Genomic DNA, 22,287 nt, shown 5'->3' with positions numbered 1-22,287 from the left:
GATCATTCAACTCAATTATTTTGCTTCGCTGTAAAGACGGGCAACTTCATCCCAGTTCACAACATTCCAGAAAGCTGAAATGTAATCAGGACGGCGGTTTTGGTAGTTCAGGTAGTACGCATGCTCCCAAACATCAAGACCGAGAACAGGTGTTTTACCCTCTGAAAGCGGTGAATCTTGGTTTGGCGTGCTTGTAATTTCAAGTTTTCCGTTATTTACAACGAGCCAAGCCCAGCCTGAACCGAAACGGCCTGCAGCTGCTGCGGCGAATTTTTCTTTAAATTGATCGAAGCTTCCGAACGTGCTTTTGATCTCTTCAGCAAGCTCACCAGTCGGTTCGCCTCCGCCGTTCGGAGATAAAAGAGTCCAGAATAAAGAGTGGTTTGCATGTCCGCCGCCATTGTTGCGGACTGCCGTGCGGATGTCCTCCGGCACTGCGTTCAAATCAGCAACAAGCTCATCTACAGATTTCTCTGCAAGCGCTGATCCTTCGATCGCTTTGTTGAGGTTTGTCACGTATGTGTTATGGTGCTTCGTATGGTGAATCGTCATCGTTTCCTTATCGATATGAGGTTCTAAAGCATCATAAGCGTAAGGCAATTCTGGAAGTTTGTAAGCCATAATTTTTTCCTCCTTTAAATATATGTACTGAAATGCCGCTTAACGCGAACTTTTCTAATCTCAATGTAACAAAAGAAAGCGTGGTAATCAATGAAAAAGCTCACAATCCGGCGATTCCAGCAGACATATTACACTTTATCCGTTCACGGCCGAAATTAAACCTTTCTAAAGCACCGTCCATAAGAAATACCCGATCATAAAGAGCTGAATGACGCCTTTTGCCGCCACGCTTGTTAAAAAGCCGATTAACGAGCCGAGCCCCACTTTTGCCGCGGACTTGATATCCTTTTGATGAACAAACACCTCAGCGCAGACAGCACCGATAAATGGGCCTAATATAATGCCTGCCACGGGAATAACGAAGGGCCCGATCAATAATCCGATCGTGCTTCCCCAGATTGCCGCCCTGCTTCCTCCGTACCTTTTAACGCCAAGTAAATTTGACACATAGTCAGCTGCGAATAAAACGGCCGCAAATACCGCCTCAATGAGCCAAAACAGGTAAGAATAAGGACTGAAGGAAAACAAAAATCCGTAGAGAAGAAAACCGGCCACAATAAAAATAACGCTTGGAATCACCGGATATACAAGCCCGATAAAAGCAATGACGAAGACCGCAATGATCATCAGCCAATACAAAACACTCATGACAAAAACACCCTCCTTTGTTTTGCGGGCGATCACCGCTTCCCGCTTTATCTTATTATGTATGATTCCTTATCACCGCTTTAAATACTCTCACTTGTGTTCATCCCCTGTGAACGATACAATAAGCAACATATACCAGTTTAGGCTAGGAAGTGAAGATGTTGAACATATTTACGGCTTTATTGAAAAGTACATACTCTCCGGCAGATATTGCAAAAACACGGTTTCAGGGGATAGGAAAAGCGATCCTTTATGTATTTTTGCTGTCTGTCCTTTTTACGCTGCCAAGTGCTTATTACCTTTGCTCCGGCACCGTAAACTCAATGAACGGTTTCAAAACCGTGTTAAAGAAAGATTTCCCTGATTTCAGCATTTCAAACGGAGAATTGCAGACGAAAGCGTCCGCCTCTAAGGAAACGGAAGCGAACGGGTTCGTCATCGTGTTTGATCCGACGGATGCTTACGGCGCTAAACAAATAGCGGCGAAACAAAATGCGATCGGCATTTTGAAAAATAAAATGGTGCTTGCTGTAGACGGACAGGCGACAGAAATGAATTATTCGCTGATGCCTGCTGATATCACAAAAAAAGAAATCATATCAGCATTAAACCAAAATAAAACGATGATCGTCACCGTCCTGTCCGTTCTGCTGTTCATCATGACAGCGGCCGGAAAATTCATTGAAGTATCATTTCTCGCCGTCATCGGCCTGATATTGAAAAATGCGCAAAGAAAGACATTGAATTACCAGCAGCTCTGGAAGCTTTCGGCTTATTCCATTACACTTTCGACCATATTCTTTACGATCATGCGCGCGCTTGTTATTACGGTGCCGAGTGAATTTTTAGTGAATTGGTTTGTAAACTTTATCATCCTTTTCCTCGTCTTAAAAGAGATACCGCCAAGAAAAACAGCTGTGTAACAAAGACTGCCCCCGGCGGTCTTCTTTTTTGTCATGAACAAAATGGGACAAGCATACAATGAAGTAAAAATGTATGCGGGAGGCGGTTGGAATGAAGCGGCTTACTTTTGTATTCGGCAGTTTATTTGTGATATTCATTATCTTTTACGATCTTAAAATCGGCACGATCCCTTCTCAAGACCTTCCGGCATACGCAGCGGCGGCGCAGCCAGCCCAACAGGAAGCTTCATACAGAACGGTTACGGTCAAAAAAGGCGATACGGTGATGTCGATAGTCGGCGCACATAAAGCGCCAGATGATATTGCACAAGATTTTGAAGCGCTGAATCCGAATGTAAAAGCAAACGCCATTCAGGCAGGCACCGCTTATAAATTCCCCGTCTACCGCAATTAAACGTTAATTTCTTGTCAGTTCGGCAAATACACTGTTACAATATAACATGTAAATAGAAGTTGCCTGACATGTAAAAGGCTCAGCCTGCAAAAGCGGTAACTACAATTAAGGAGCGATTGACAAGTGAGTGAAATCACACATCGTACAAAAACGCGTCCCGTCAAAGTGGGACCTTTAACAATAGGCGGAAATAACGAAGTCGTCATTCAGAGTATGACGACGACCAAAACACACGACGTAGAAGCAACAGTTGCGGAAATCAACCGTTTAGCCGAAGCCGGCTGCCAAATTGTCCGGGTGGCATGTCCGGACGAACGCGCCGCTAACGCGATTGCCGACATCAAAAAACAAATTTCCATCCCTCTCGTTGTCGATATTCATTTTGACTACAAGCTTGCATTAAAAGCAATTGAGGGCGGCGCCGACAAAATCAGAATCAACCCGGGTAACATCGGCCGCCGCGAAAAAGTGGAAGCCGTCGTAAAAGCGGCGAAAGAAAAAGGAATTCCGATCCGGATCGGCGTAAACGCGGGTTCTTTGGAAAAACGCATTTTAGAAAAATACGGCTATCCGACTGCTGACGGAATGGTTGAGAGTGCGCTTCATCATATCAAAATCTTGGAAGACCTTGACTTTCATGACATCATCGTCAGCATGAAAGCGTCTGACGTCAATCTAGCCATAGAAGCATACGAAAAAGCGTCAAAAGCATTTGATTATCCGCTCCACCTCGGAATTACAGAATCGGGCACGCTGTTTGCCGGAACGGTAAAAAGCGCGGCCGGACTCGGAGCGATTTTAAGCAAAGGAATCGGAAACACGCTCCGGATCTCTCTGAGCGCCGACCCGGTTGAAGAAGTAAAAGTAGCCAGAGAACTGCTGAAATCATTCGGTCTTGCTTCAAACGCGGCTACGCTTATTTCATGCCCGACATGCGGACGGATCGAAATTGATCTTATCAGCATCGCAAATGAAGTGGAAGAATATATTTCTAAAGTCAAAGCGCCGATTAAAGTAGCCGTTCTCGGATGCGCCGTTAACGGACCGGGTGAAGCAAGAGAAGCCGATATCGGGATTGCCGGCGCGCGCGGCGAAGGACTTCTTTTCCGCAAAGGCCAAATCGTCCGCAAAGTCCCTGAAGAAACCATGGTCGATGAGCTGAAAAAAGAAATCGATAAGCTGGCAGAAGAACACTACGCAAAGCTTGAAGCGGAAAAAGCAAAAGCAGAACAAGAAACACAAAAAGCTTGACGGATATTCCGCCAAGCTTTTTTTTTGCGTTGTGTTAAAAAAACGGTGTAATGAAGATGCCGAGCACAAGGGAAACAATACCGATTCCCATCGCCCATCCGCCTAAAGCGCCTGCTCCTCTTCTTCTGGCGATATAGCCGACGATAATGCCGCATGCCCCTAATAAAACAGGGAGCACAAACAGGGAAATGATAGAAATAGCCAATGCTGCATACCCTATCCCCCGGCCTTCACTTACTCCGTCCCGGTTATCATCACGGTCTGCTGCCCGGTCAGAAGCACGATATGGCTCTGAAATTTCAGCCGCTGTTTCTTCTGAATAAACATCACGCGTGATATCGGTTCCTTCCGATCCATGATCCACATAGTAGTCGTTGCCTTTTCGATTTTCGTAATCGTATGCCACCTTCAATTCCCCCTTTTTCTTTTATGAAAGGAGCTTTTTTAGTTTCCGCGTTTTTTACGGATTCATGTTTGCTAAACTTTTCTGGTATTGTTAATTGTTTATGTTACACTTGAAGGGATGAATTTATAGGAGTGTGGACATGTTACGGTTAGGTATAGATATTGACGGCACAGTTACGGCACAGGATACATTTGTCCCTTATTTAAACCGCTCATTTCATCTTTCCATTACCTTGGATGATATGACTGATTATGATCTGACGAAGCTTTTGAACATTACAGACGAGGAATTTTGGGAATGGATGAACGTTCATGAAGCAGCCATATATAAAGAAGCGAAGCTCGCGGATTTTGCCAAGCAGGCACTGGACGGACTGAAAGAAGAGCACCGTCTGATCTACATTACGGCAAGACGCGGCCACTTAGAAGATGTTACGCTGGACTGGTTTGCAAACCGGGACATTCATTACGATCACATTGAGCTTGTCGGAGGCCATCACAAAGTGGAAGCCGTCAAAAAACACGGCATTGATTTATTTTTCGAAGATCACCACGGCAATGCGACAATGATCGCAAAAGAAACAGGCATTCCGGTTATCCTTTTTAACTCCCCATATAATCAGCTCCCCATCGATTCCAATATTATCAGGGTGCAGAATTGGCTTGAAGCCGTCGCCTGGATTAATAAAAACAAACATAGCTTTCAGCATGTGAAAAGCTGAAAAAAAACCTCCTGTATAAGCAGGAGGTTTTTTATCGGCACGCCGGACAGGTGCCGTAAATTTCAAACTTATGGCCGCTGATTTCATACCCTTCCAAATCATCGTGCAGCTTATCCATCGGACAGGACTCAATTTCCTTCGTTTTCCCGCAGGTTAAACAGATAAAATGGTGATGATGATGGGTATAAGAGCATGTAAAACGGAACAGTTTTTCTCCGGAAAGCTCCGTCGTTTCCAAAATGCCGAGTTCTTCATATAACGAAAGATTTCTGTATATGGTATCAAAGCTCAGACCCGGATAGTCGTCATTTAATGCGGCAAGCACGTTTTTGGCGGTCAGATATTTATCAGAATCAGCAAAAAGCTGCAGCATGTCTTCTCGCTTACTCGTATATTTATACCCTTTTTCTTTCAGCAGGTTCAACGCTTCTTGTACGTTCATGAGGACCTCCCCTTTACAACACGGTATCGCTCCAAAAAGAAAATGGCAGCTGTCTGAACAGCAGGCCATTTTCTTATGATGTATCAAATTATACCTATAAAATGATGAAAAGTAAATGAAAGCCTAGTGAATCGCGGTTTTGAACTTACCGCCCCTCGTTTCATGGGTATTCATGATCGTAATAAAGGCGTTTTTATCAATTTCAAACACAATGGATTTCAATTTAGTCACTTCAAGCCTTGTCACGACCGCGTAAATGACTTCTTTGGTTTCATCCGTATATCCGCCTTTTCCCTGAAGCTTGGTGGTTCCCCGTCCAAGCCGGTGCAATATAGCATCTGAGATCTCAGCATATTGCTCTGCAACAATAATGACCGCTTTTGTTTCATCAAGCCCCTGGATGACGGCGTCAATCGTTTTCATGGCAATATAATAGGTCATGAAAGAATACATTGCCTGCTCCGGACCGAACACAAAACCGGCCCAAATGAAAATAAACACATTGATGAGCATAACGAATTCCCCGACTGAAAAGGGCAGCTTTTTCGTGAGAAGGATACCGAGGATTTCAGTACCGTCCATCGAGCCTCCGTTTCGGATGACAAGGCCTACCCCGAAACCGAGCAAAAGCCCCCCGAATACCGTCGCCAAAATAGGCTGGGTCGTAATGGCCTCCACATGGTGCAATGAGGATTCAATCAGCGCTAAACCGACGATTCCGATAACAGTAGAGATGAGAAATGTTTTTCCGATATATTTATATCCGAAAATCATAAATGGAATGTTGAGTAACACAACGAATAAGGCAAAATTGAGGAGGGGATTGGACATAAAGAGGTGGTCTAAAATTAATGAAACACCGATAATGCCTCCGTCGATAAAATTATTAGGGACCAGAAACAATTCAATACTTACGGCGGCTGAACCCGCCCCGATCAGAATCATAATGACCCTGAAGATAAAGTGTAAAAATGATTCTCTTTTATGCTGTTTATTTGGGGTCATAAAATCTCCTTTCCTATAATAACTATTTTAAACAGTAAGCAACTTTATTTTACCATTAAAAGCTGTAACATTTTAATGATCTGCTCAATACATTATGTCTAAAGAGGTGAAAGTATCGATGATTTTAATACAAAGAATTATTTTGCAGCGGCTCAATCAAGTCACTGCGGACGATCTGCTGAAATATTCCAAGCAATACGGAATCAGCATTACGAGGAGTCAAGCGGCTGAGGTAGCGGCTCTGATGCACGGAAAAAACATCAATATTTTTGATGATCAGGAGCGGCTGCGCCTGCTGAAAAAAGTGGAAACGATAACCTCAAAAGAAACGGCGCGGAAAGTTGACGAACTTTTCAATCAATTCTCAGGGTAAGAAAGGAGGGACACCCGCCCCTCCTTTCTTTCTTATTGAGCTGATATTTTTTCGAGAAGCTCCTTATCAAACTGTTTTTCTTTCAGCATTTCGATTTCAAAACGGTACGGCGGCTTCTTATTTTTCTTGTCTTCGCCTACATACGGTGTTTCGAGGATTTTCGGAATATCGGCAAGCTGCTCGTGATGAACGATGTACTGCAGAGCGTCAAAACCGATCTCTCCGAACCCGATATTTTCATGGCGGTCTTTCCGGGCGCCTTTGATATTTTTACTGTCGTTAACATGAAGGACTTTTATCCGATCGATGCCGACGATTTTATCAAACTCGTTAAGAACACCGTCAAAATCATTAGCGACATCATACCCGGCGTCATGGGTGTGACAAGTGTCAAAGCAGACGGATAGATGTTCATTATGCGTGACTCCCGCAATGATTTCGGCCAGCTCTTCAAAGCTTCTCCCGCATTCTGATCCTTTGCCCGCCATTGTCTCCAGCGCAATCTGCACGTTTTGACCGGGAACAATCACTTCGTTTAAACCTTCAATGATTTTTTTGATGCCCGTCTCAGCCCCGGCTCCGACATGCGCTCCTGGATGAAGCACGATCTGTTTCGCGCCGATCGCTGCCGTTCTTTCAATTTCAGAACGCAGAAAATCAACGCCCAGCTCAAACGTTGCCGGATTTGTCGTATTTCCGATGTTAATGATGTACGGCGCATGCACGACAATCTCGTCGATGCCGTTTTCCTTCATATGGGCGCGGCCCGCTTCAATATTCAAGTCTTCAATTTTTTTGCGGCGCGTGTTTTGGGGAGCGCCCGTATAGATCATAAATGTATTCGCCCCGTACGAAACAGCTTCCTTGCTTGCGGCAAGGAGCATATGTTTTCCGCTCATTGAGACGTGTGAACCTATTTTCAGCAACCCGATTCCCCTACTTTCCTTTGTTAGATTTGTTTCTTCTCTGCTTTCTTTTTATCTTTTCCATTTCGTAGCCCATTTTCTTTTTATAGCCCGGCTTCACTTTTTTCGGTTTTTTCACGAGGCGCTTCGCCATTTGGTCGGCCTCATTCTCCGATTTTTTGCGTTTTTTGCGGCGGTGGCGGTCATCGCCTTTCTTCCATTCGCCGTTTACAAGCTCCGCATAGTCAAACACAATACCCATCTTTTCGAGTCTTACGAGCGCATCTTCGTCAGAAAGCTCATAAATGGTCAGTGCTTGGCCTGATGAACCGGCGCGTGCGGTTCTTCCGACACGGTGAACATAAAAATCCAGATCGTCCGGAAGCTCATAGTTGATGACGTGGCTTACGCCTTTAATGTCAATTCCTCTTGCCGCAAGGTCTGTCGCAATGACATAAGTGAATTCCAGATCATTAATCTGCTTCATTACCTTCTTACGCTCACGCGGCGTTAATCCCCCGTGCAGAAGACCGATCCTCATACCCTTTTCAGTCAGGTATTTCGCAATATGGTCAGCCGTGTTTTTCGTATTTGCAAACACAATGCCCAGATAAGGGTTCAGATGAGACATCATATCAAAAAGCAGTTTGTCTTTATCACGCTGTTTAGAAGGAACCAAAACATGTTCAATCTTTTCGGCTGTGATTCTTTTCGGCTCAACATGCGCGTACTTCGGATTTTCCATATACTTTTTCAAAAACGGCTTCAGCTTTTCCGGAATCGTAGCTGAGAACACAAGCATCTGAAGTTCTTCCGGCATACGCGATCCGATGTAATCAACGTCTTCTAAAAAACCCATGTCAAGCATCAGATCAGCTTCGTCAATGACGAGAGACTGCGCTTTATAGACGTTCAATGCCTGCGCCTTAATCAGATCCGCGATCCGGCCCGGCGTTCCGACGACGAGATGAGGCTGTGTTTTCAGCTTATCAATTGATTTTTGCTTGTCCGTCCCGCCGATGAAGCATTTTGTCCGGATCGGCTCATCTTCCGCACCCTGTGTGATTTTGAGCGCTTCCTGATGAATCTGATTGGCAAGCTCTCTCGTCGGCGCCGTGATAACAGCCTGTACCGTATCAGAACCCGGATCAATCCGATTCAAAATTGGCAATAAATAGGCGTGGGTTTTCCCCGTCCCCGTCTGGGACTGCCCGATCACGCTTTCGTTTTTCAGTACGGCAGGTATCAGACGCTTTTGAATATCTGTCGGTTCATAAAAACCAAGGCGGTGAACTGCATCTATAATAAACGGTTTTAAGTTGTATCCATCAAATTTAGTTTCTTTCATTTTTCCCAGCTCCTTAAAGCGGCACATTCTGTGTCCATCATCACATTATAACCGATTTTACTTAAAAACACCATGTCTTGGGGGAATCCTGTTTTCGAGACAGAAAAGCAAATGCCCCCTCCGATGCATATTGTAATAGCAGAGAGACAGAAAGGAGGTACAAGTATGTTTCCACAGCAGCCGATGAGAAATATGGCGCAGCAGGGCCGGCCGTTTATGAATCCGCGTATGATGATGGGAGGAAGACCGTCATTGCCGGGCCGGCAGCTGATGCAGCAGGGCCGGCAGCTTTTCCCTCAGCAGCAGATTGCCGGAGCGGGCCTGAGAAACGCAGGCACGGGCGGCGGAGGGGGCTTAAAAGGGATGCTTTCCCGTTTTTTACCCGGTTCAGGAGGAGGAAGCGCTGCCGCGTCGGCACCGGCGGCGGCCAGCGGAGGAGCAGGTGCAGGACTGCAGGGAATACAGAACCTGGCAAGTCCGGCATCCCTGTCGAGCATGCTCGGCAATGTTCAGAAGGTGCTCGGCGTGGCGCAGCAGGTTACGCCGATGATCCAGCAGTACGGTCCTTTAGTACGGAGTCTGCCCGCCATGATGAAGCTTTACAGCCAATTAAGCAGCAGTGATGACGAGAATGAATCTGACGAGACGAAAGAAACAGACGAACAGGACAAAAAGGATGAAGCTGAAAAAACAGATGAAACAGAAGATGAAAACAAATCAGACGCCTCATCCAAAACATCAAAGAAGACGTCTGAAAAAGCATCCGCTTCAAAAGAAAAAGACGCCGCACAGGCAGACTCAGCGGAACAGCCGCGTCCAAAAAGAACATCGGGCAGATCAAAGCCGAAATTATATATTTAACATTCTTTGATATCTCACGAAAGATTAGCTATAATGAGATCAGAAGAATGCAAGATTTGAGCCGTTTAACTACGGCTTTTTATATTGCCTCTACACTCACTTTTGATAGGAGGACATCTACATTGAACGTTATCAAAATATCGCCGCGCGGCTACTGTTACGGCGTTGTTGATGCCATGGTCATAGCCAAAAACGCGTCACTCGATAAAACACTGCCAAGACCTATATATATACTCGGAATGATTGTTCATAATAAGCATGTCACAGATGCGTTTGAGGAAGACGGCATTTACACGCTTGACGGCACAAACCGTCTGGAGATTTTAAAGCAGGTGGAAAAAGGAACCGTTATTTTCACGGCTCACGGGGTATCTCCGGAAGTAAGAAAAGTCGCTGAGGAAAAAGGGCTCGTTACGATTGACGCCACATGCCCGGACGTCACGAAAACACATGACTTAATCCGGAAAGTAAAAGCTGAAGGCTATCACGTCATATATATCGGCAAAAAAGGCCACCCCGAGCCTGAAGGAGCCGTCGGCGTCGCTCCTGAAATCGTTCATCTCGTTGAAACAGAGGAAGACGTGAGAAATCTCGATATTCAGGCTGAGAAATTAATCGTTACAAACCAAACGACAATGTCCCAGTGGGACGTCCACGATATTATGGAATCAGTCAAAGAAAAGTACCCGTACGTGGAATACCATCAGGAAATCTGCCTGGCCACACAGGTTCGTCAAGAAGCTGTATCAGAGCAGGCAAAAAAAGCGGACTTAACCATTGTTGTCGGTGATCCGAAAAGCAATAACTCCAACAGACTGGCGCAAGTGTCAGAAGAAATCGCCGGAACAAAAGCCTACCGAATCGGAGACATCAGTGAACTGAAGCTCGAATGGCTGAAAGACGTCAATACCGTCGCCATTACTGCAGGCGCATCAACACCGACACCGATTACAAAGGAAGTCATCCGCTTTTTAGAGCAGTTTGACCACAACGATGAATCGACATGGCAGCTTGAACACAGTGTGCCGCTTAAAAAAATCCTTCCGAAAGTAAAAATAAAAAACTGAGGCCCGGGGCCTCAGTTTTTTTATAAGAAGGTAAATGGGTTTGTATCTGTTTCGGAAGCGAAAATGCGCACGTCATAGTTTTTCTCTCCGGCCATTGCCGTAAGCTTCTCAGCCGTGCCTTTTCTCATGATCTTTTCAGCATAATGCCCAGGGTCCACAACGTTTAATCCCATCATCATCGCATCATGCGCTACATGGAAATAAAGATCGCCCGTCACGTAAACATCTGCACCCTTCCGCTTTGCCTGATAAATATATTTATTTCCGTCACCGCCAAGAACCGCGACTTTTTTCACCTTGCTGTTTCGCTCTCCGACCATCCGTACTCCGTTAACGTCAAACTTTTCTTTCACAAACAGCGCAAACTCTTCAAGCGTCATGTCTTGCTGAAGTTTTCCGATGCGGCCGAGCCCTTTTTCAAGCGGAGACTGCTCCACCGGATAAATATCATATGCCACTTCTTCATACGGATGGCTTTTTTTCAGCGCTTTTACGACGGTTCTCTCCATACTTGCCGGAAAAACGGTCTCAAGTCTCACTTCATGGACGAGCTCCAGTTCTCCCGTCTGTCCGATAAACGGTTCTGCCCCGTCCAGCGGCTTAAAGCTGCCGATTCCCTCAGAGGAGAACGCGCAATGGCTGTAATTGCCGATATGTCCCGCTCCGGCGTTACCGAGTGCGGTTCTTACAGCTTCTTCATAGTCTTTCGGAACATATACGGCAAGCTTTTTCAGCGGGTCCGAGTATGTCGGGACGAGCACCTCTGTGTCTGTCAGGCCGAGAGCTTCGGCAAGCAGGTCATTAACACCGCCGTCCGCTACATCAAGATTCGTATGAGCCGCATATACGGCAATATCATGCTTTATACATTTCTCAATCAGTCTTCCGCCAGGCTGATCAGTGGTGATCTGTTTAAGCGGCCGAAAAATCGGCGGATGGTGGGCGATAATTAAGTCAACTTTTTTCTCAATGGCTTCATCTACCGTTTGTTCCAGAACATCCAGTGTCACCATGACATTTTTCACCGGCTTATTCAATGTACCGATCTGCAGGCCGATTTTGTCTCCTTCCACCGCAAAAGCCTTCGGTGAAAATTGTTCAAACAGCTGGATGATTTCCTGTCCGTTCACATGTTTAGGCATGTCCGATTACCTCCTTCAGCAGAGAGATCCGCTCTTTCAATTCAGCTAATTTTTCATGATTTTCATGCTTTGCGCTGCGGCTGATCTGTTCATAAATTTGTTCAGTATGTTTAAGTTCCTGGCTCCATTTCCGAAGAAACACTTCATTCCTCTCTTTTAATAAAAACGGACCCGCAAGCATTCCGGCAGCCATCGGCACGTCCCGATAAGGCGCATCACGGTCGCCAGTTTCCGCAACGAGGATTTCATAACACTTTCCGTCTTCTTCGAGAATCACTTCATCAAGCAGTTCATAGCCTTCCTGATACAGCCACTCTCTTATATGAACGGCATGAATATTCGGCTGCAGAATCAGCCGTTCACGCCCCGTCAATTTCGTTTTCCCCGATTCCAAAATATGAGCGATCAGTGCTCCGCCCATGCCGGCGATTGTAATGGCGCCGGCTTCTCCTTTTTCAAGGACGCTCAGCCCGTCACCTTTCCTTACGGAGATAAGAGTGCTTAAGTCCAGTTTTTCCACCTGCTGTTTGGCGGATAGATACGGCCCGTCTGTAATTTCACCGGCGATTGCCCGGCTTGCCAAATGATTCAAAACGGCATAGCAAGGAAGATACGCGTGGTCCGACCCGATATCAGCAACCAGGGCACCCGGAGGGATATATTCCGCCACAGACTGCAATCTTTTAGATAACTTCATTTCATTCACAATATCACAACTTTTCTCAGGTTCTTTTTCCTTTACTATCATATAAAAAAACCGCCCGGAATCCAAGCGGCGGATAGAGTTTTTCATATGTCTTTTATATAGGGACCGGTAAAGCTTTATTTAATGTCAGAAACCCATTTTGCCATGTCATCCAGCTTTTCGGCCGGCACAAGGCCCGCGGGCATCCCGTTGCCGCCTTTTTCAATTTTTGTTTTAATCTCAGCGACATCTTTTCTTTTGCCGACGCCTTTTAAGTTCGGCCCTGACACACCTTCATAGTTTTCCCCGTGACAGGTGATGCAGTTCGCTTTATAAATCTCTTCAGGTGAAGCGTTTGCAGTTTCCTTCTCGGCATTTTTGCTTTCACCGCCGCTTGCGATCTGATGCGCATCTCCGTTGCCTTTTACAGCTAAAAAGAAAGTCAGCCCTATTCCCAGCACTGCAATGAGCAAAAAAGGAATCAGCGGATTCCACTTCATATCTCCATCCCCCTTTTTCATTCTCCCCCTATGTAAACACTTCTAATTCTAACTTATTTTTACAAAAAGTAAATGGTCTTGCTCAGCAATTTCATTGATTTCACAATTTATACAAAAAGCAAAAATAACTGTTTTGTTTATCACAAAATTATCTTTATTCTATTGTATAATGAATTGTATACGCTTACAATAAAGAATATAAATAAACTTATCTCATTTTCCCCCTTTCAGGACATGCCGCATTTTTTCCGAACTCATTTGCAAAACATATGCTTATCCAGTAAAATAAAGGTATATTATCCATATATCTTATACATAAAAAAGAACGGATCAAAAAGACCCGTTCCATTCTATTCGAGAAAATCCTTCAGACGTTTGCTTCTGCTCGGATGTCTCAATTTGCGAAGCGCTTTTGCTTCAATTTGGCGAATACGCTCTCTCGTTACTCCAAACACTTTGCCGACTTCTTCCAAAGTTCTTGTGCGTCCGTCATCCAGACCGAAACGGAGACGCAGCACGTTTTCTTCACGATCTGTCAACGTATCCAGCACATCTTCCAGCTGTTCTTTTAAAAGCTCATATGCCGCATGATCCGACGGAGATGTCGCTTCCTGGTCTTCGATGAAGTCACCGAGATGTGAGTCGTCTTCTTCACCGATCGGCGTTTCTAAAGAAACAGGCTCTTGAGCAATTTTTAATATTTCACGGACTTTTTCAGGCGTAAGATCCATGTCTTCAGCAATCTCTTCCGGTGTCGGCTCTCTGCCAAGATCCTGAAGAAGCTGACGCTGCACCCGGATTAATTTGTTGATGGTTTCCACCATGTGAACCGGGATACGGATTGTTCTCGCCTGGTCAGCGATGGCGCGTGTAATCGCCTGTCTGATCCACCAAGTCGCATACGTACTGAATTTATATCCTTTACGGTAGTCAAACTTCTCGACGGCTTTCATGAGACCCATGTTTCCTTCTTGGATCAAGTCTAAGAAAAGCATGCCGCGGCCGACATACCGTTTAGCAATGCTGACAACTAAACGAAGGTTTGCTTCAGCCAGTCTGCGTTTAGATTCCTCGTCACCCTCTTCAATTTTTTGAGCGTAGGTGATTTCTTCTTTAGCAGAAAGAAGATTTACCCGTCCGATTTCCTTAAGGTACATGCGGACTGGATCATTGATCTTTACGCCAGGCGGTACGCTGAGGTCATTAAGGTCAAATTCTTCTTCGGCTTTGGCAAGCTGTTGAATATTAGGATCTTCCGTTTCTTCATTTTCACTAATTAATTCAACACCTTGTTCTCCTAAAAATTCATAATACTCATCCATTTGGTCTGATTCAATTTCAAAGCTGGACATGCGTTCAGCAATTTCTTCATATGTTAAAACGCCACGTTTTTTTCCAGTTTCAGTAAGCTGTTCTTTTACCTGGTCTAATGTAAGTTCTGTTTCTGTTTCGTGGGTTTGTTTATCAGCCATTATGGATCCCTCCTTCCAAAGCTTGCAACGAATTCTAAAAGCGGTATGTTTCTTATCCGACCCGGAAGCCTTCTCTCTTTTTCAGCATGCAGGGCTTCGGATAATAAATGACAATTCATGATGAGGTTAAGCGATCTATTTGCTCCTCCGCAAGGAATCATTGCCAATCAGAACGCAAGCCTCTTTTTGGTGTTACTTTAATGATCGGTTCAATGCAACAATTTCTTGAGCCAGAGACGCAGCTTTCACGAAGTCTTTCTGCCTCTCCGCATCCGCTCTTTCTGCTTCTTTTTCCTTTATCATTGACCATTTTCGGTGATCCAACACTTTTTTTACGTAATCGGATAACTCGGCCTCTGAGAGCTCCTCGTTTACTTGGAGCATCCCTATATCTGAAAGCAGCTGGCTGATTTCCTCATCCTGCATTCTCGCCATAAGATGCTGCGGCGTCATGTCAGCACCCTCTTCATAAACAGCGTACAGGTATGCTGCCAGCGCACGATGTCCGTCAATGTTAAATTCAAAGCCGACACGCTCAATCACTTTCTTTATGACGTTTCGGTCTCTCAGCATATGAGCGAGCAGAAGTCTTTCCGCGTTCTCATAGGCGGGACGGAGACGGCGCCGTTTCGCTTTTGTCGTCACCCGGGCCCGTCTTGTCTGCGGTTCAGCGTTTTTGTCGCCGGGGGCGTTTTGTCTGGCGTAGATGGAAAGCTGTTCCGTCAAAGATTCTACCGAAAGAGAAAATTCCGAGGCGAGCTGCTTCACATACATTTCCTGCTCAAGCGACCCGGAAAGAGCGCTGATTTCTTTCAGCACTTCTTTCATGTAAGCGAGCCGGTCTCCTTCGTCAGATAAGTTTTTCCCTTTGCGGAAATATTGCATTTTAAAAGCCATGACCGTAACGCTTGCATCAATGATATCGGTCCGGAATTTTTCTCCGCCCCGGGTTCTGATATAATCATCAGGATCAAGCCCGTCAGGCAGCATGCTTACTCTTACCTTACAATCGGCTTTCTGGAGCAGGCCGGCCGCTTTCAGCGTAGCTTCGTACCCGGCTTTATCCGAATCGTAGCAGAGAATGACCTCCTGAACATTTCTCCTGAGGATTTTCACATGTTCTTCGGTGAGCGACGTCCCCATTGTGGCGATACTTTCTTTTACGCCTGAGCTGACGGCGGATATGACGTCAGCGAAGCCTTCAAACAGAACGGCTCTCTCCTCTTTCCTGATCGGCAGGCGCGCCTTATGAAAGTTATACAGCAGCTTAGATTTATGAAACAGCGGCGTTTCCGGGCTGTTCATATATTTCGGCTGCTGGCTTCCGAGCGCCCTTCCTGAAAAAGCCGCCACGGCTCCGTGGTGATCATGAATGGGAAACATAATTCTGTTTCTGAAACGGTCAAAATACCCGCTGCCGTCTTCCCTTCTGATCAGCAGACCCGCTTTTTCCATCAGTTCTTCCTCAAAACCGCGCTTTTTCAAGAATTTCGTCATGAAATCCCAGGAATCCAGCGCGTAGCCGATTTCAAACTCATCTATGAGCTCTTTCGTAAAACCCCTTGATAAAAGGTAATCTAACGCTTCCTGGCCTTCCTTTGTATTTATTAGCAAATGATGGTAAAATTTCTTCAGAAGCTCGTGGGCTTCCGCCATCTTCTGCTCTCCGGAAGATTCCGGCCTGGATGCAGAGTGAATCGTTATATCATCAGGGAAATCAATCTGATATTTATCCGCAAGGTGAGAAACAGCTTCCGTAAATGAATAGCCTTCCATCTGCCGTAAGAAAGAGAAAACGTTCCCGCCCGCACCGCATCCGAAGCAATGAAAGATCTGCTTATCGCTGGAGACGGAAAACGAGGGCGTGTTTTCCCCGTGAAACGGACAGAGCCCAAAGTAGTTGCGGCCTTGCTTTTTCAATTGGACATAATCACCTATGACTTCAACAATGTCTGCTGACTGCTGCACCTGATTAACTACTTCATCTGGTATGCGGTTTCCCATCTTATAACACTCCGTCGTACATTATTCGATGTTTTGATTTGAAATCCCTTCATCATTCGACAGGATTTTTTTAAGCAGGGTAACAAATCGATTCCGATCTTCTTTATTTAATTTTTTAGGTCCTTTGGAATGAATGCCGCTTCTTCTCATTTTGCCTGACATATGACGGCTCATCAGAGCGAAGTCAATCGTGTCTTCAGTATAAGAACGGCCCCTTTCCGATAAGACGGCAATATTTCTGTTCAGCAAAAGAGAGGCTAAACCGATATCCTGCGTGACTACGACGTCTCCCGATCTCACATGGTTTGCGATATATAAATCCGCCGCTTCTTTATGAGGATCAACGTATACCCAGTTCTCGTCTTTGCTTCTGGAAAGCTGGTAGTGTTCAAATGATGCGACGAAAATAACCCGAACGCTGAATTGCGATGCAATGAGCATTATTTCCTCTTTTACGGGGCATGCGTCTGCATCGACAAAAATCGTCTTTTCTTTTTCATTTAGAAGACTAATTCTCCATCCCTCCATCAATCTCCTGCATAAAAACAAGCGAAATCGCATATGCTCCATGACTGCGGATCTATTTTGAGCTTTGTCGAAAAATTTCCGGGAGTTATTCTTGACATCTTACCCATAATAGTTTATTCGTATCACACGAAGCTTAAACCTAAAAATAAACATTTTATCACAATTTTTTATTATAATACAAACTTCGCGAAGATGCCATCCTTTTTGTTTATTCCCTATTTGCATACCCAAAAACCCAGGATAAAGCGTCCTGAGTTATCGGCCCTTTGTTTTGAGATGATGAATGATGTTCGCTGTTTCCTCGACCGCTTTATTCGAAACATCAACGACTTGGCAGCCGATCCGGTCCACGATTTTCTCAAAATACTCCAGCTCTTCTTTAATTCTGTTGATATTGGCATAAATGGCTTTGTCATTTAAGCCGAGAGATTTTAACCGTTCTTTTCGTATATGGTTCAGTTTATCAGGGCTGATTTTTAAGCCGATGCATTTTTTCGGATCAACGCTGAACAGTTCTTCCGGCGGATCGACCTCAGGAACGATCGGCACATTGGCCACTTTCAGACGCTTATGGGCAAGATATTGTGATAATGGGGTTTTAGACGTTCTGGATACTCCGAGCAGGATGATATCGGCTTTTAAAATGCCTCTTGGATCTCTGCCATCGTCATATTTGACGGCAAACTCGATCGCCTCGACCTTTTTGAAATAATCTTCATCAAGCTGGCGGACGCGGCCCGGTTCATATTTGGCGGTCAGACCGTAAGCCGATTCCATTTTATCGATGAGCGGACCGATAATATCGTAATACAGCACATTCGCTTTTTCCGCTTGTTCAACCAGGTATTTGCGTATTTCAGGAACAACGAGCGTAAAACAAATAATGCCGCCGTCCGCTTTGGCGAGAGACACGACTTCATTAATGGTGCCGATATCTTCCACATAAGGTATTCTTCTGATATGCGTATCATCGGCTGAGCCGTTAAACTGGCTGAGCGAGGCTTTTACAACGAGTTCGGCGGTTTCTCCGACTGAGTCTGATACTACATAAATGATGCGATTGTCCATGTTATCCCCCCGTTAGTTTTCAAGCTTATATGATTTCATTTTCTGATAAACTGACAAGTATCTTAGTCATATTCGTTTTGGTAAACCGGCCGATGACCTCAAAGCCTTTATCCGTATCTTTAATAACGGGCAGGGCATCGATCTGTTTTTCAATTAAATACTTGGCGATGTCCATCACATAATCGTCACGCCGGCAGACGGCGATATTCGGCATTCTTGTCATGATAATATGAACCGGTATTGAGGCAAGTTCCTGCTGGCCGATGCTCGCCCGCAGCAAATCTTTGCGTGACAGCACACCGACTAAGACAGCATCACGATCTACGACAAATAACGTGCCGACATCTTCTAAAAACATGGTGCAGATGGCATCGTATACCGAGACATTTTCATTGATGACAACAGGGATCGATTGAAAATCTTTCACTTGCAGCTTTTTCAGTTTATCCGCAAGCAGCTGATTTCCCGTTTTCCCCGTATAAAAATAACCGACCCGCGGACGGGCCTCTAAGAAGCCTGACATGGTGAGTATGGCCAAGTCCGGCCGCAGCGTGGCCCTCGTTAAATTGAGCTGTTCTGCGATATGCTCGCCGGTAATCGGGCCGTTTTCCTTTACAATCTGTAAAATTTGTTCTTGCCGTTTATTTAATTCGATCGTACTCACCACCTTTATGGAAGGGTTTCTTTATCTATGTTTTCATTCTGTGATGTTTATGTAAAAGGGGAAAAGACGATTGCCGATCACACAGCAACCGTCTTTTTCTTTATTTTACAATAAGATGATTCATATTAGCAAAAGACTTGATCACATCTGCAAGAGCGGTCATTTGCGCTAAACGGTTGGTTTTTAATGCTTCATCGTCCGCATTTACCATCGTGTGATTAAAGTAGTCTTCAATCGGCTCCTTTAATCCGCTGAGCACATCAAGCGCCTGTTCATAGTTTTTGGAGGCAAAGCTTTCCGCGACACTGTCTTTTGTTTTTTGATAAGCGTCAAACAGCTTTTTCTCCTGTTCATTTTCAAACAGATCCGGCTTGATATCCCGGCTCTCGCCTTTTTTGCTGATAGAGATAACCCGGCCGAGTGATTCAGCCGTTTCTTTAAAGCCGGGTGTGCCGAGGTGCTTCTCAAGCACTCTTGCCTTATGAACGGCTGCATACGGCTCAAGCTCTGTGCTGTCCAGAACGGCTTCAATAACGTCATGACGGATGTCTTCAGCGTTTAAGACGTATTTCAGACGCTGTGTAAAGAAATCGAGGAGCTCATTTTCTTTTTCCGTTTCTGTCAATGACAGCAGCTCTTTAAACGAAATGCCCCAATTGCGGTCGATCAGAATGGAAACGATGCCGCTTGCCTGACGGCGCAATCCGTACGGATCCTGAGAACCTGTCGGAATTACGTCAATGCTGAAGAAGGAAGCAATCGTATCCAGTTTATCAGCTAACGCCACGACCGCGCCGGTAAAGGTTGAAGGCACTTCTCCCCCGGCCGCTCTCGGCATATAGTGCTCATTGACAGCGGCAGCGACGGCATCATCTTCACCGAGCATGCGCGCATATTTTTCTCCCATTACGCCTTGAAGCTCAGGGAACTCATAGATCATATGTGTAACCAGGTCAAATTTAGAAATCTCTGCGGCGCGCTTCACAAGTTTTTGCGTCTGTTCATCCGCTTTCAGGCGGACGGCAAGTTTGCCCGCAATGGCGGCCACTCTTCTTACTTTATCTCCAAGGGAGCCGAGCTCTTCATGGAAAACGATATTTTCCAGTTTCTTCACGTTTTCATCAATGTTCAGCTTTTGGTCTTCTTTGTAGAAGAACGCAGCATCTGAAAGCCTTGCTCTCAGCACTTTCTCGTTTCCGCGGGCAACATTTTCAATTGCATGGCTGTTCCCGTTTCTTACCGTAATAAAATGAGGCAGCAGATTCCCGTTTTCATCTTTTACCGGGAAGTAGCGCTGATGCTCTTTCATTGTTGTCACAAGCACTTCTTCAGGGATAGAAAGAAACTCGGATTCAAAAGATCCGTAAAGCGCCGTCGGGTATTCCACCAGATGGTTGACTTCGTTCAGCAGGTCCTCATCGATCGGAATGTTCCATTTCTTCTCGGCCGCAAGCGCGTCCAGCTGGCTTTGGATCATTTGTTTGCGTTCTTTCGGGTCAGCAATGACGCTTTGTTCTTTCAGCAGCTTTTCGTATGATGACGGCGCATCAACAGATACTTCTTGGCCGAGAAAGCGGTGTCCCTGCGTGTTCCGGCCCGTCTCGACATTTGTGATTTCAAACGGAATGACGTCTTTTCCAAAGAGGGCGGCAATCCATTTGATCGGACGGATATAGCGCAGATCCTGCGTGCCCCAGCGCATGTTTTTCGGAAAATGCATTCCGGCAATCAAATTTTCCAGCTGCGGTAAAAGTGTCTTCGTCTCTTGTCCCGCCTGGAATTTTTGAACGAAGACATATTCCGTGCCGTTTACATCTTTTATATACAGGTCATCCACTCCGGCGCCTTGGCCTTTTGAAAATCCGATAGCGGCTTTTGTCCAGTTTCCGTCAGCATCCAGAGCGATTTTTTTCGCAGGGCCTTTTGCTTCTTCCTGAATATCAGCCTGTTTTTCTGCTACGTCTTTTATATATACTGCCAGACGTCTCGGCGTATTAAAAAGTTTCACTTCGCCATGGGCGATATTTTTTTCAGCCAGCCAGCCGGTCAGCTTTTCACCGAGCTGCACCATGCTGTCATGTAAAAACCGCGCCGGCATTTCCTCGAGTCCGATCTCTAAAAGCAAGTCTTGTTTACTCATGGGAAGAGCCCTCCTCTTTAAGCATTGGGAACCCTAATTTTTCCCGTTCTTCATAATACGTTTTTGCCACTTTTCTCGCTAAGTTGCGGACACGGCCGATATAACCCGTCCGCTCTGTCACCGAGATCGCGCCTTTTGCATCGAGCAGATTAAATGTGTGAGAGCATTTCAGCACATAATCATAGGCCGGATGCACGAGCCCGTTATCCATTTGTCTGATCGCTTCTTTTTCATAGGTGCTGAACAAATGGAAAAGCATATCCACGTCAGATGTTTCAAAAGTATAAACGGAATGCTCATATTCAGCCATCATAAATAAATCTTTCACAGTAAATCCTGACGTCCATTCAAGATCAAAGACGTTTTCTTTGTCCTGAATATATGACGCGAGACGTTCAATACCATACGTGATCTCAACAGATACCGGTTTACATTCAATTCCGCCCACCTGCTGGAAGTATGTAAACTGAGTAATTTCCATCCCGTCAAGCCATACTTCCCAGCCGAGACCTGCACAGCCTAAAGACGGGTTTTCCCAGTTGTCTTCTACGAAACGGATATCATGTTCAAGCGGGTCAATGCCGAGCGCACGCAATGAATCAAGGTAAAGCTCTTGAATGTTATCAGGCGACGGCTTGATAATGACTTGGAATTGGTGATGCTGATAGAGCCTGTTCGGGTTTTCACCGTACCGTCCGTCCGCAGGCCGTCTGGACGGCTCAACGTAAGCCACTCTCCACGGTTCCGGCCCGATGCTTCGTAAAAATGTATACGGGCTCATTGTGCCTGCGCCTTTCTCTACATCATACGACTGCATGAGCACACAGCCTTCATTCGACCAGTGCTTCTGCAAGGTTAAAATCATATCTTGAATGTTCATTTCAAGCACCTCCACTTTCTCCATTCTTTTACAAGTGCGGCGGCAACCAAAAAACTCCCGTCTCTATGCTTGCCGGCCGCAAACATAGGGACGAGAGTTCTCCCGCGGTTCCACCCTAGTTGCTGAGGATGTGAATCACTCAGCCTCTTTTTAAAGGGTTGCTCGAGAATGCCTTTCGTTGCGCGCTCATCCTTAGCTTACACTGCCCTAAGGTCGCTTGTATGAGTTGGACGCAAGTA

The 22,287-nt window shown here is 45.5% G+C and carries 24 protein-coding genes; 7 read left to right on the top strand and 17 right to left on the bottom strand.

Annotated elements, in window-relative coordinates:
- Positions 1 to 15: 15 nt before the first annotated feature.
- Entirely contained in the window at positions 16 to 621 is a 606-nt protein-coding gene (gene sodA, locus CXL14_RS11160) for a superoxide dismutase SodA (RefSeq protein ID WP_003153025.1), read from the bottom strand.
- Between the two features lie 165 nt (positions 622 to 786).
- The gene (locus CXL14_RS11155; protein WP_014418393.1) at positions 787 to 1,269 is read right to left on the bottom strand and encodes a DUF456 domain-containing protein; all 483 of its coding nucleotides are present in this window, start codon (positions 1,267 to 1,269) and stop codon (positions 787 to 789) included.
- Positions 1,270 to 1,427: 158 nt separating this feature from the next.
- On the opposite strand from CXL14_RS11155, the gene CXL14_RS11150 reads away from it, so the two are divergent.
- From CXL14_RS11150 to ispG, 3 genes are all read left to right on the top strand, one after another.
- Positions 1,428 to 2,192, top strand: coding sequence for a DUF1189 domain-containing protein (locus CXL14_RS11150; protein WP_014418394.1), 765 nt, complete (start codon positions 1,428 to 1,430; stop codon positions 2,190 to 2,192).
- 91 nt (positions 2,193 to 2,283) lie between these two features.
- Complete coding sequence (locus CXL14_RS11145) at positions 2,284 to 2,586, top strand: LysM peptidoglycan-binding domain-containing protein (RefSeq protein WP_003153022.1); 303 nt, start codon at positions 2,284 to 2,286, stop codon at positions 2,584 to 2,586.
- Between the two features lie 132 nt (positions 2,587 to 2,718).
- On the top strand, positions 2,719 to 3,837 hold the full coding sequence (gene ispG, locus CXL14_RS11140) for a flavodoxin-dependent (E)-4-hydroxy-3-methylbut-2-enyl-diphosphate synthase (RefSeq protein ID WP_170616544.1): 1,119 nt from the start codon (positions 2,719 to 2,721) through the stop codon (positions 3,835 to 3,837).
- Positions 3,838 to 3,871: 34 nt separating this feature from the next.
- Here ispG and CXL14_RS11135 read toward each other — a convergent pair whose 3' ends face one another.
- Entirely contained in the window at positions 3,872 to 4,249 is a 378-nt protein-coding gene (locus CXL14_RS11135) for a DUF308 domain-containing protein (RefSeq protein ID WP_087920773.1), read from the bottom strand.
- A 133-nt stretch (positions 4,250 to 4,382) separates the two neighbouring features.
- Between CXL14_RS11135 and CXL14_RS11130 the strand changes: the two genes are divergently transcribed.
- A complete protein-coding gene (locus CXL14_RS11130) occupies positions 4,383 to 4,964 on the top strand; it encodes a nucleotidase (protein ID WP_014418396.1) in 582 nt (193 codons plus the stop codon).
- Positions 4,965 to 4,995: 31 nt separating this feature from the next.
- On the opposite strand, the gene CXL14_RS11125 is transcribed toward CXL14_RS11130, so the two are convergent.
- Together CXL14_RS11125 and CXL14_RS11120 are read right to left on the bottom strand one after the other, a co-directional pair.
- Positions 4,996 to 5,406, bottom strand: a complete 411-nt coding sequence (locus tag CXL14_RS11125; protein WP_003153018.1) for a zinc uptake transcriptional repressor Zur — start codon at positions 5,404 to 5,406, stop codon at positions 4,996 to 4,998.
- Positions 5,407 to 5,529: 123 nt separating this feature from the next.
- Positions 5,530 to 6,411 carry a YitT family protein gene (locus tag CXL14_RS11120; RefSeq protein ID WP_007408296.1) on the bottom strand — a complete coding sequence of 294 codons (882 nt, stop codon included), beginning with the start codon at positions 6,409 to 6,411 and terminating at the stop codon, positions 5,530 to 5,532.
- Between the two features lie 118 nt (positions 6,412 to 6,529).
- On the opposite strand from CXL14_RS11120, the gene CXL14_RS11115 reads away from it, so the two are divergent.
- Positions 6,530 to 6,784 carry a DUF2624 domain-containing protein gene (locus CXL14_RS11115; protein ID WP_014418397.1) on the top strand — a complete coding sequence of 85 codons (255 nt, stop codon included), beginning with the start codon at positions 6,530 to 6,532 and terminating at the stop codon, positions 6,782 to 6,784.
- 32 nt (positions 6,785 to 6,816) lie between these two features.
- Here CXL14_RS11115 and CXL14_RS11110 read toward each other — a convergent pair whose 3' ends face one another.
- Both CXL14_RS11110 and CXL14_RS11105 read right to left on the bottom strand, forming a co-directional pair.
- Positions 6,817 to 7,710, bottom strand: coding sequence for a deoxyribonuclease IV (locus CXL14_RS11110; protein ID WP_014418398.1), 894 nt, complete (start codon positions 7,708 to 7,710; stop codon positions 6,817 to 6,819).
- Between the two features lie 10 nt (positions 7,711 to 7,720).
- Positions 7,721 to 9,037, bottom strand: coding sequence for a DEAD/DEAH box helicase (locus CXL14_RS11105; RefSeq protein WP_015417834.1), 1,317 nt, complete (start codon positions 9,035 to 9,037; stop codon positions 7,721 to 7,723).
- 165 nt (positions 9,038 to 9,202) lie between these two features.
- Here CXL14_RS11105 and vrrA point away from each other — a divergent pair, with 165 nt between their 5' ends.
- A complete protein-coding gene (gene vrrA / locus CXL14_RS11100; protein ID WP_012118006.1) occupies positions 9,203 to 9,898 on the top strand; it encodes a VrrA/YqfQ family protein in 696 nt (231 codons plus the stop codon).
- A 122-nt stretch (positions 9,899 to 10,020) separates the two neighbouring features.
- Positions 10,021 to 10,965, top strand: a complete 945-nt coding sequence (locus tag CXL14_RS11095; RefSeq protein ID WP_029973409.1) for a 4-hydroxy-3-methylbut-2-enyl diphosphate reductase — start codon at positions 10,021 to 10,023, stop codon at positions 10,963 to 10,965.
- 20 nt (positions 10,966 to 10,985) lie between these two features.
- Here CXL14_RS11095 and CXL14_RS11090 read toward each other — a convergent pair whose 3' ends face one another.
- From CXL14_RS11090 to glyQ, 10 genes are all read right to left on the bottom strand, one after another.
- A complete protein-coding gene (locus CXL14_RS11090) occupies positions 10,986 to 12,107 on the bottom strand; it encodes a Nif3-like dinuclear metal center hexameric protein (RefSeq protein ID WP_014418401.1) in 1,122 nt (373 codons plus the stop codon).
- Complete coding sequence (locus CXL14_RS11085) at positions 12,100 to 12,804, bottom strand: tRNA (adenine(22)-N(1))-methyltransferase (RefSeq protein WP_038460841.1); 705 nt, start codon at positions 12,802 to 12,804, stop codon at positions 12,100 to 12,102. The genes CXL14_RS11090 and CXL14_RS11085 overlap by 8 nt, the downstream gene beginning before the upstream one ends.
- Before the next feature lie 125 nt (positions 12,805 to 12,929).
- Positions 12,930 to 13,292, bottom strand: coding sequence for a cytochrome c550 (gene cccA / locus CXL14_RS11080; protein ID WP_003152999.1), 363 nt, complete (start codon positions 13,290 to 13,292; stop codon positions 12,930 to 12,932).
- A gap of 350 nt (positions 13,293 to 13,642) precedes the next feature.
- Entirely contained in the window at positions 13,643 to 14,764 is a 1,122-nt protein-coding gene (gene rpoD / locus CXL14_RS11075; RefSeq protein WP_003152998.1) for an RNA polymerase sigma factor RpoD, read from the bottom strand.
- 192 nt (positions 14,765 to 14,956) lie between these two features.
- The gene (gene dnaG, locus CXL14_RS11070) at positions 14,957 to 16,768 is read right to left on the bottom strand and encodes a DNA primase (RefSeq protein WP_007408290.1); all 1,812 of its coding nucleotides are present in this window, start codon (positions 16,766 to 16,768) and stop codon (positions 14,957 to 14,959) included.
- A 21-nt stretch (positions 16,769 to 16,789) separates the two neighbouring features.
- Positions 16,790 to 17,296 carry a YaiI/YqxD family protein gene (locus tag CXL14_RS11065; RefSeq protein WP_014418404.1) on the bottom strand — a complete coding sequence of 169 codons (507 nt, stop codon included), beginning with the start codon at positions 17,294 to 17,296 and terminating at the stop codon, positions 16,790 to 16,792.
- 255 nt (positions 17,297 to 17,551) lie between these two features.
- Positions 17,552 to 18,364, bottom strand: coding sequence for a pyruvate, water dikinase regulatory protein (locus tag CXL14_RS11060; protein ID WP_017418169.1), 813 nt, complete (start codon positions 18,362 to 18,364; stop codon positions 17,552 to 17,554).
- Between the two features lie 25 nt (positions 18,365 to 18,389).
- A complete protein-coding gene (gene ccpN / locus CXL14_RS11055) occupies positions 18,390 to 19,028 on the bottom strand; it encodes a transcriptional regulator CcpN (RefSeq protein WP_003152989.1) in 639 nt (212 codons plus the stop codon).
- A 100-nt stretch (positions 19,029 to 19,128) separates the two neighbouring features.
- Positions 19,129 to 21,168, bottom strand: coding sequence for a glycine--tRNA ligase subunit beta (glyS, locus tag CXL14_RS11050; RefSeq protein WP_029973407.1), 2,040 nt, complete (start codon positions 21,166 to 21,168; stop codon positions 19,129 to 19,131).
- Complete coding sequence (gene glyQ, locus CXL14_RS11045; protein ID WP_003152984.1) at positions 21,161 to 22,048, bottom strand: glycine--tRNA ligase subunit alpha; 888 nt, start codon at positions 22,046 to 22,048, stop codon at positions 21,161 to 21,163. Before glyQ ends, glyS begins: the two co-directional genes overlap by 8 nt.
- Positions 22,049 to 22,287 lie beyond the last annotated feature (239 nt).

The sequence above is a fragment of the Bacillus sp. SJ-10 genome, from assembly GCF_002843505.1.
GTDB classification, from domain to species: domain Bacteria; phylum Bacillota; class Bacilli; order Bacillales; family Bacillaceae; genus Bacillus; species Bacillus velezensis.
The sequence above is the reverse complement of the archived record's forward strand: the minus strand, read 5'-3'. Positions and strand labels throughout refer to the sequence as shown.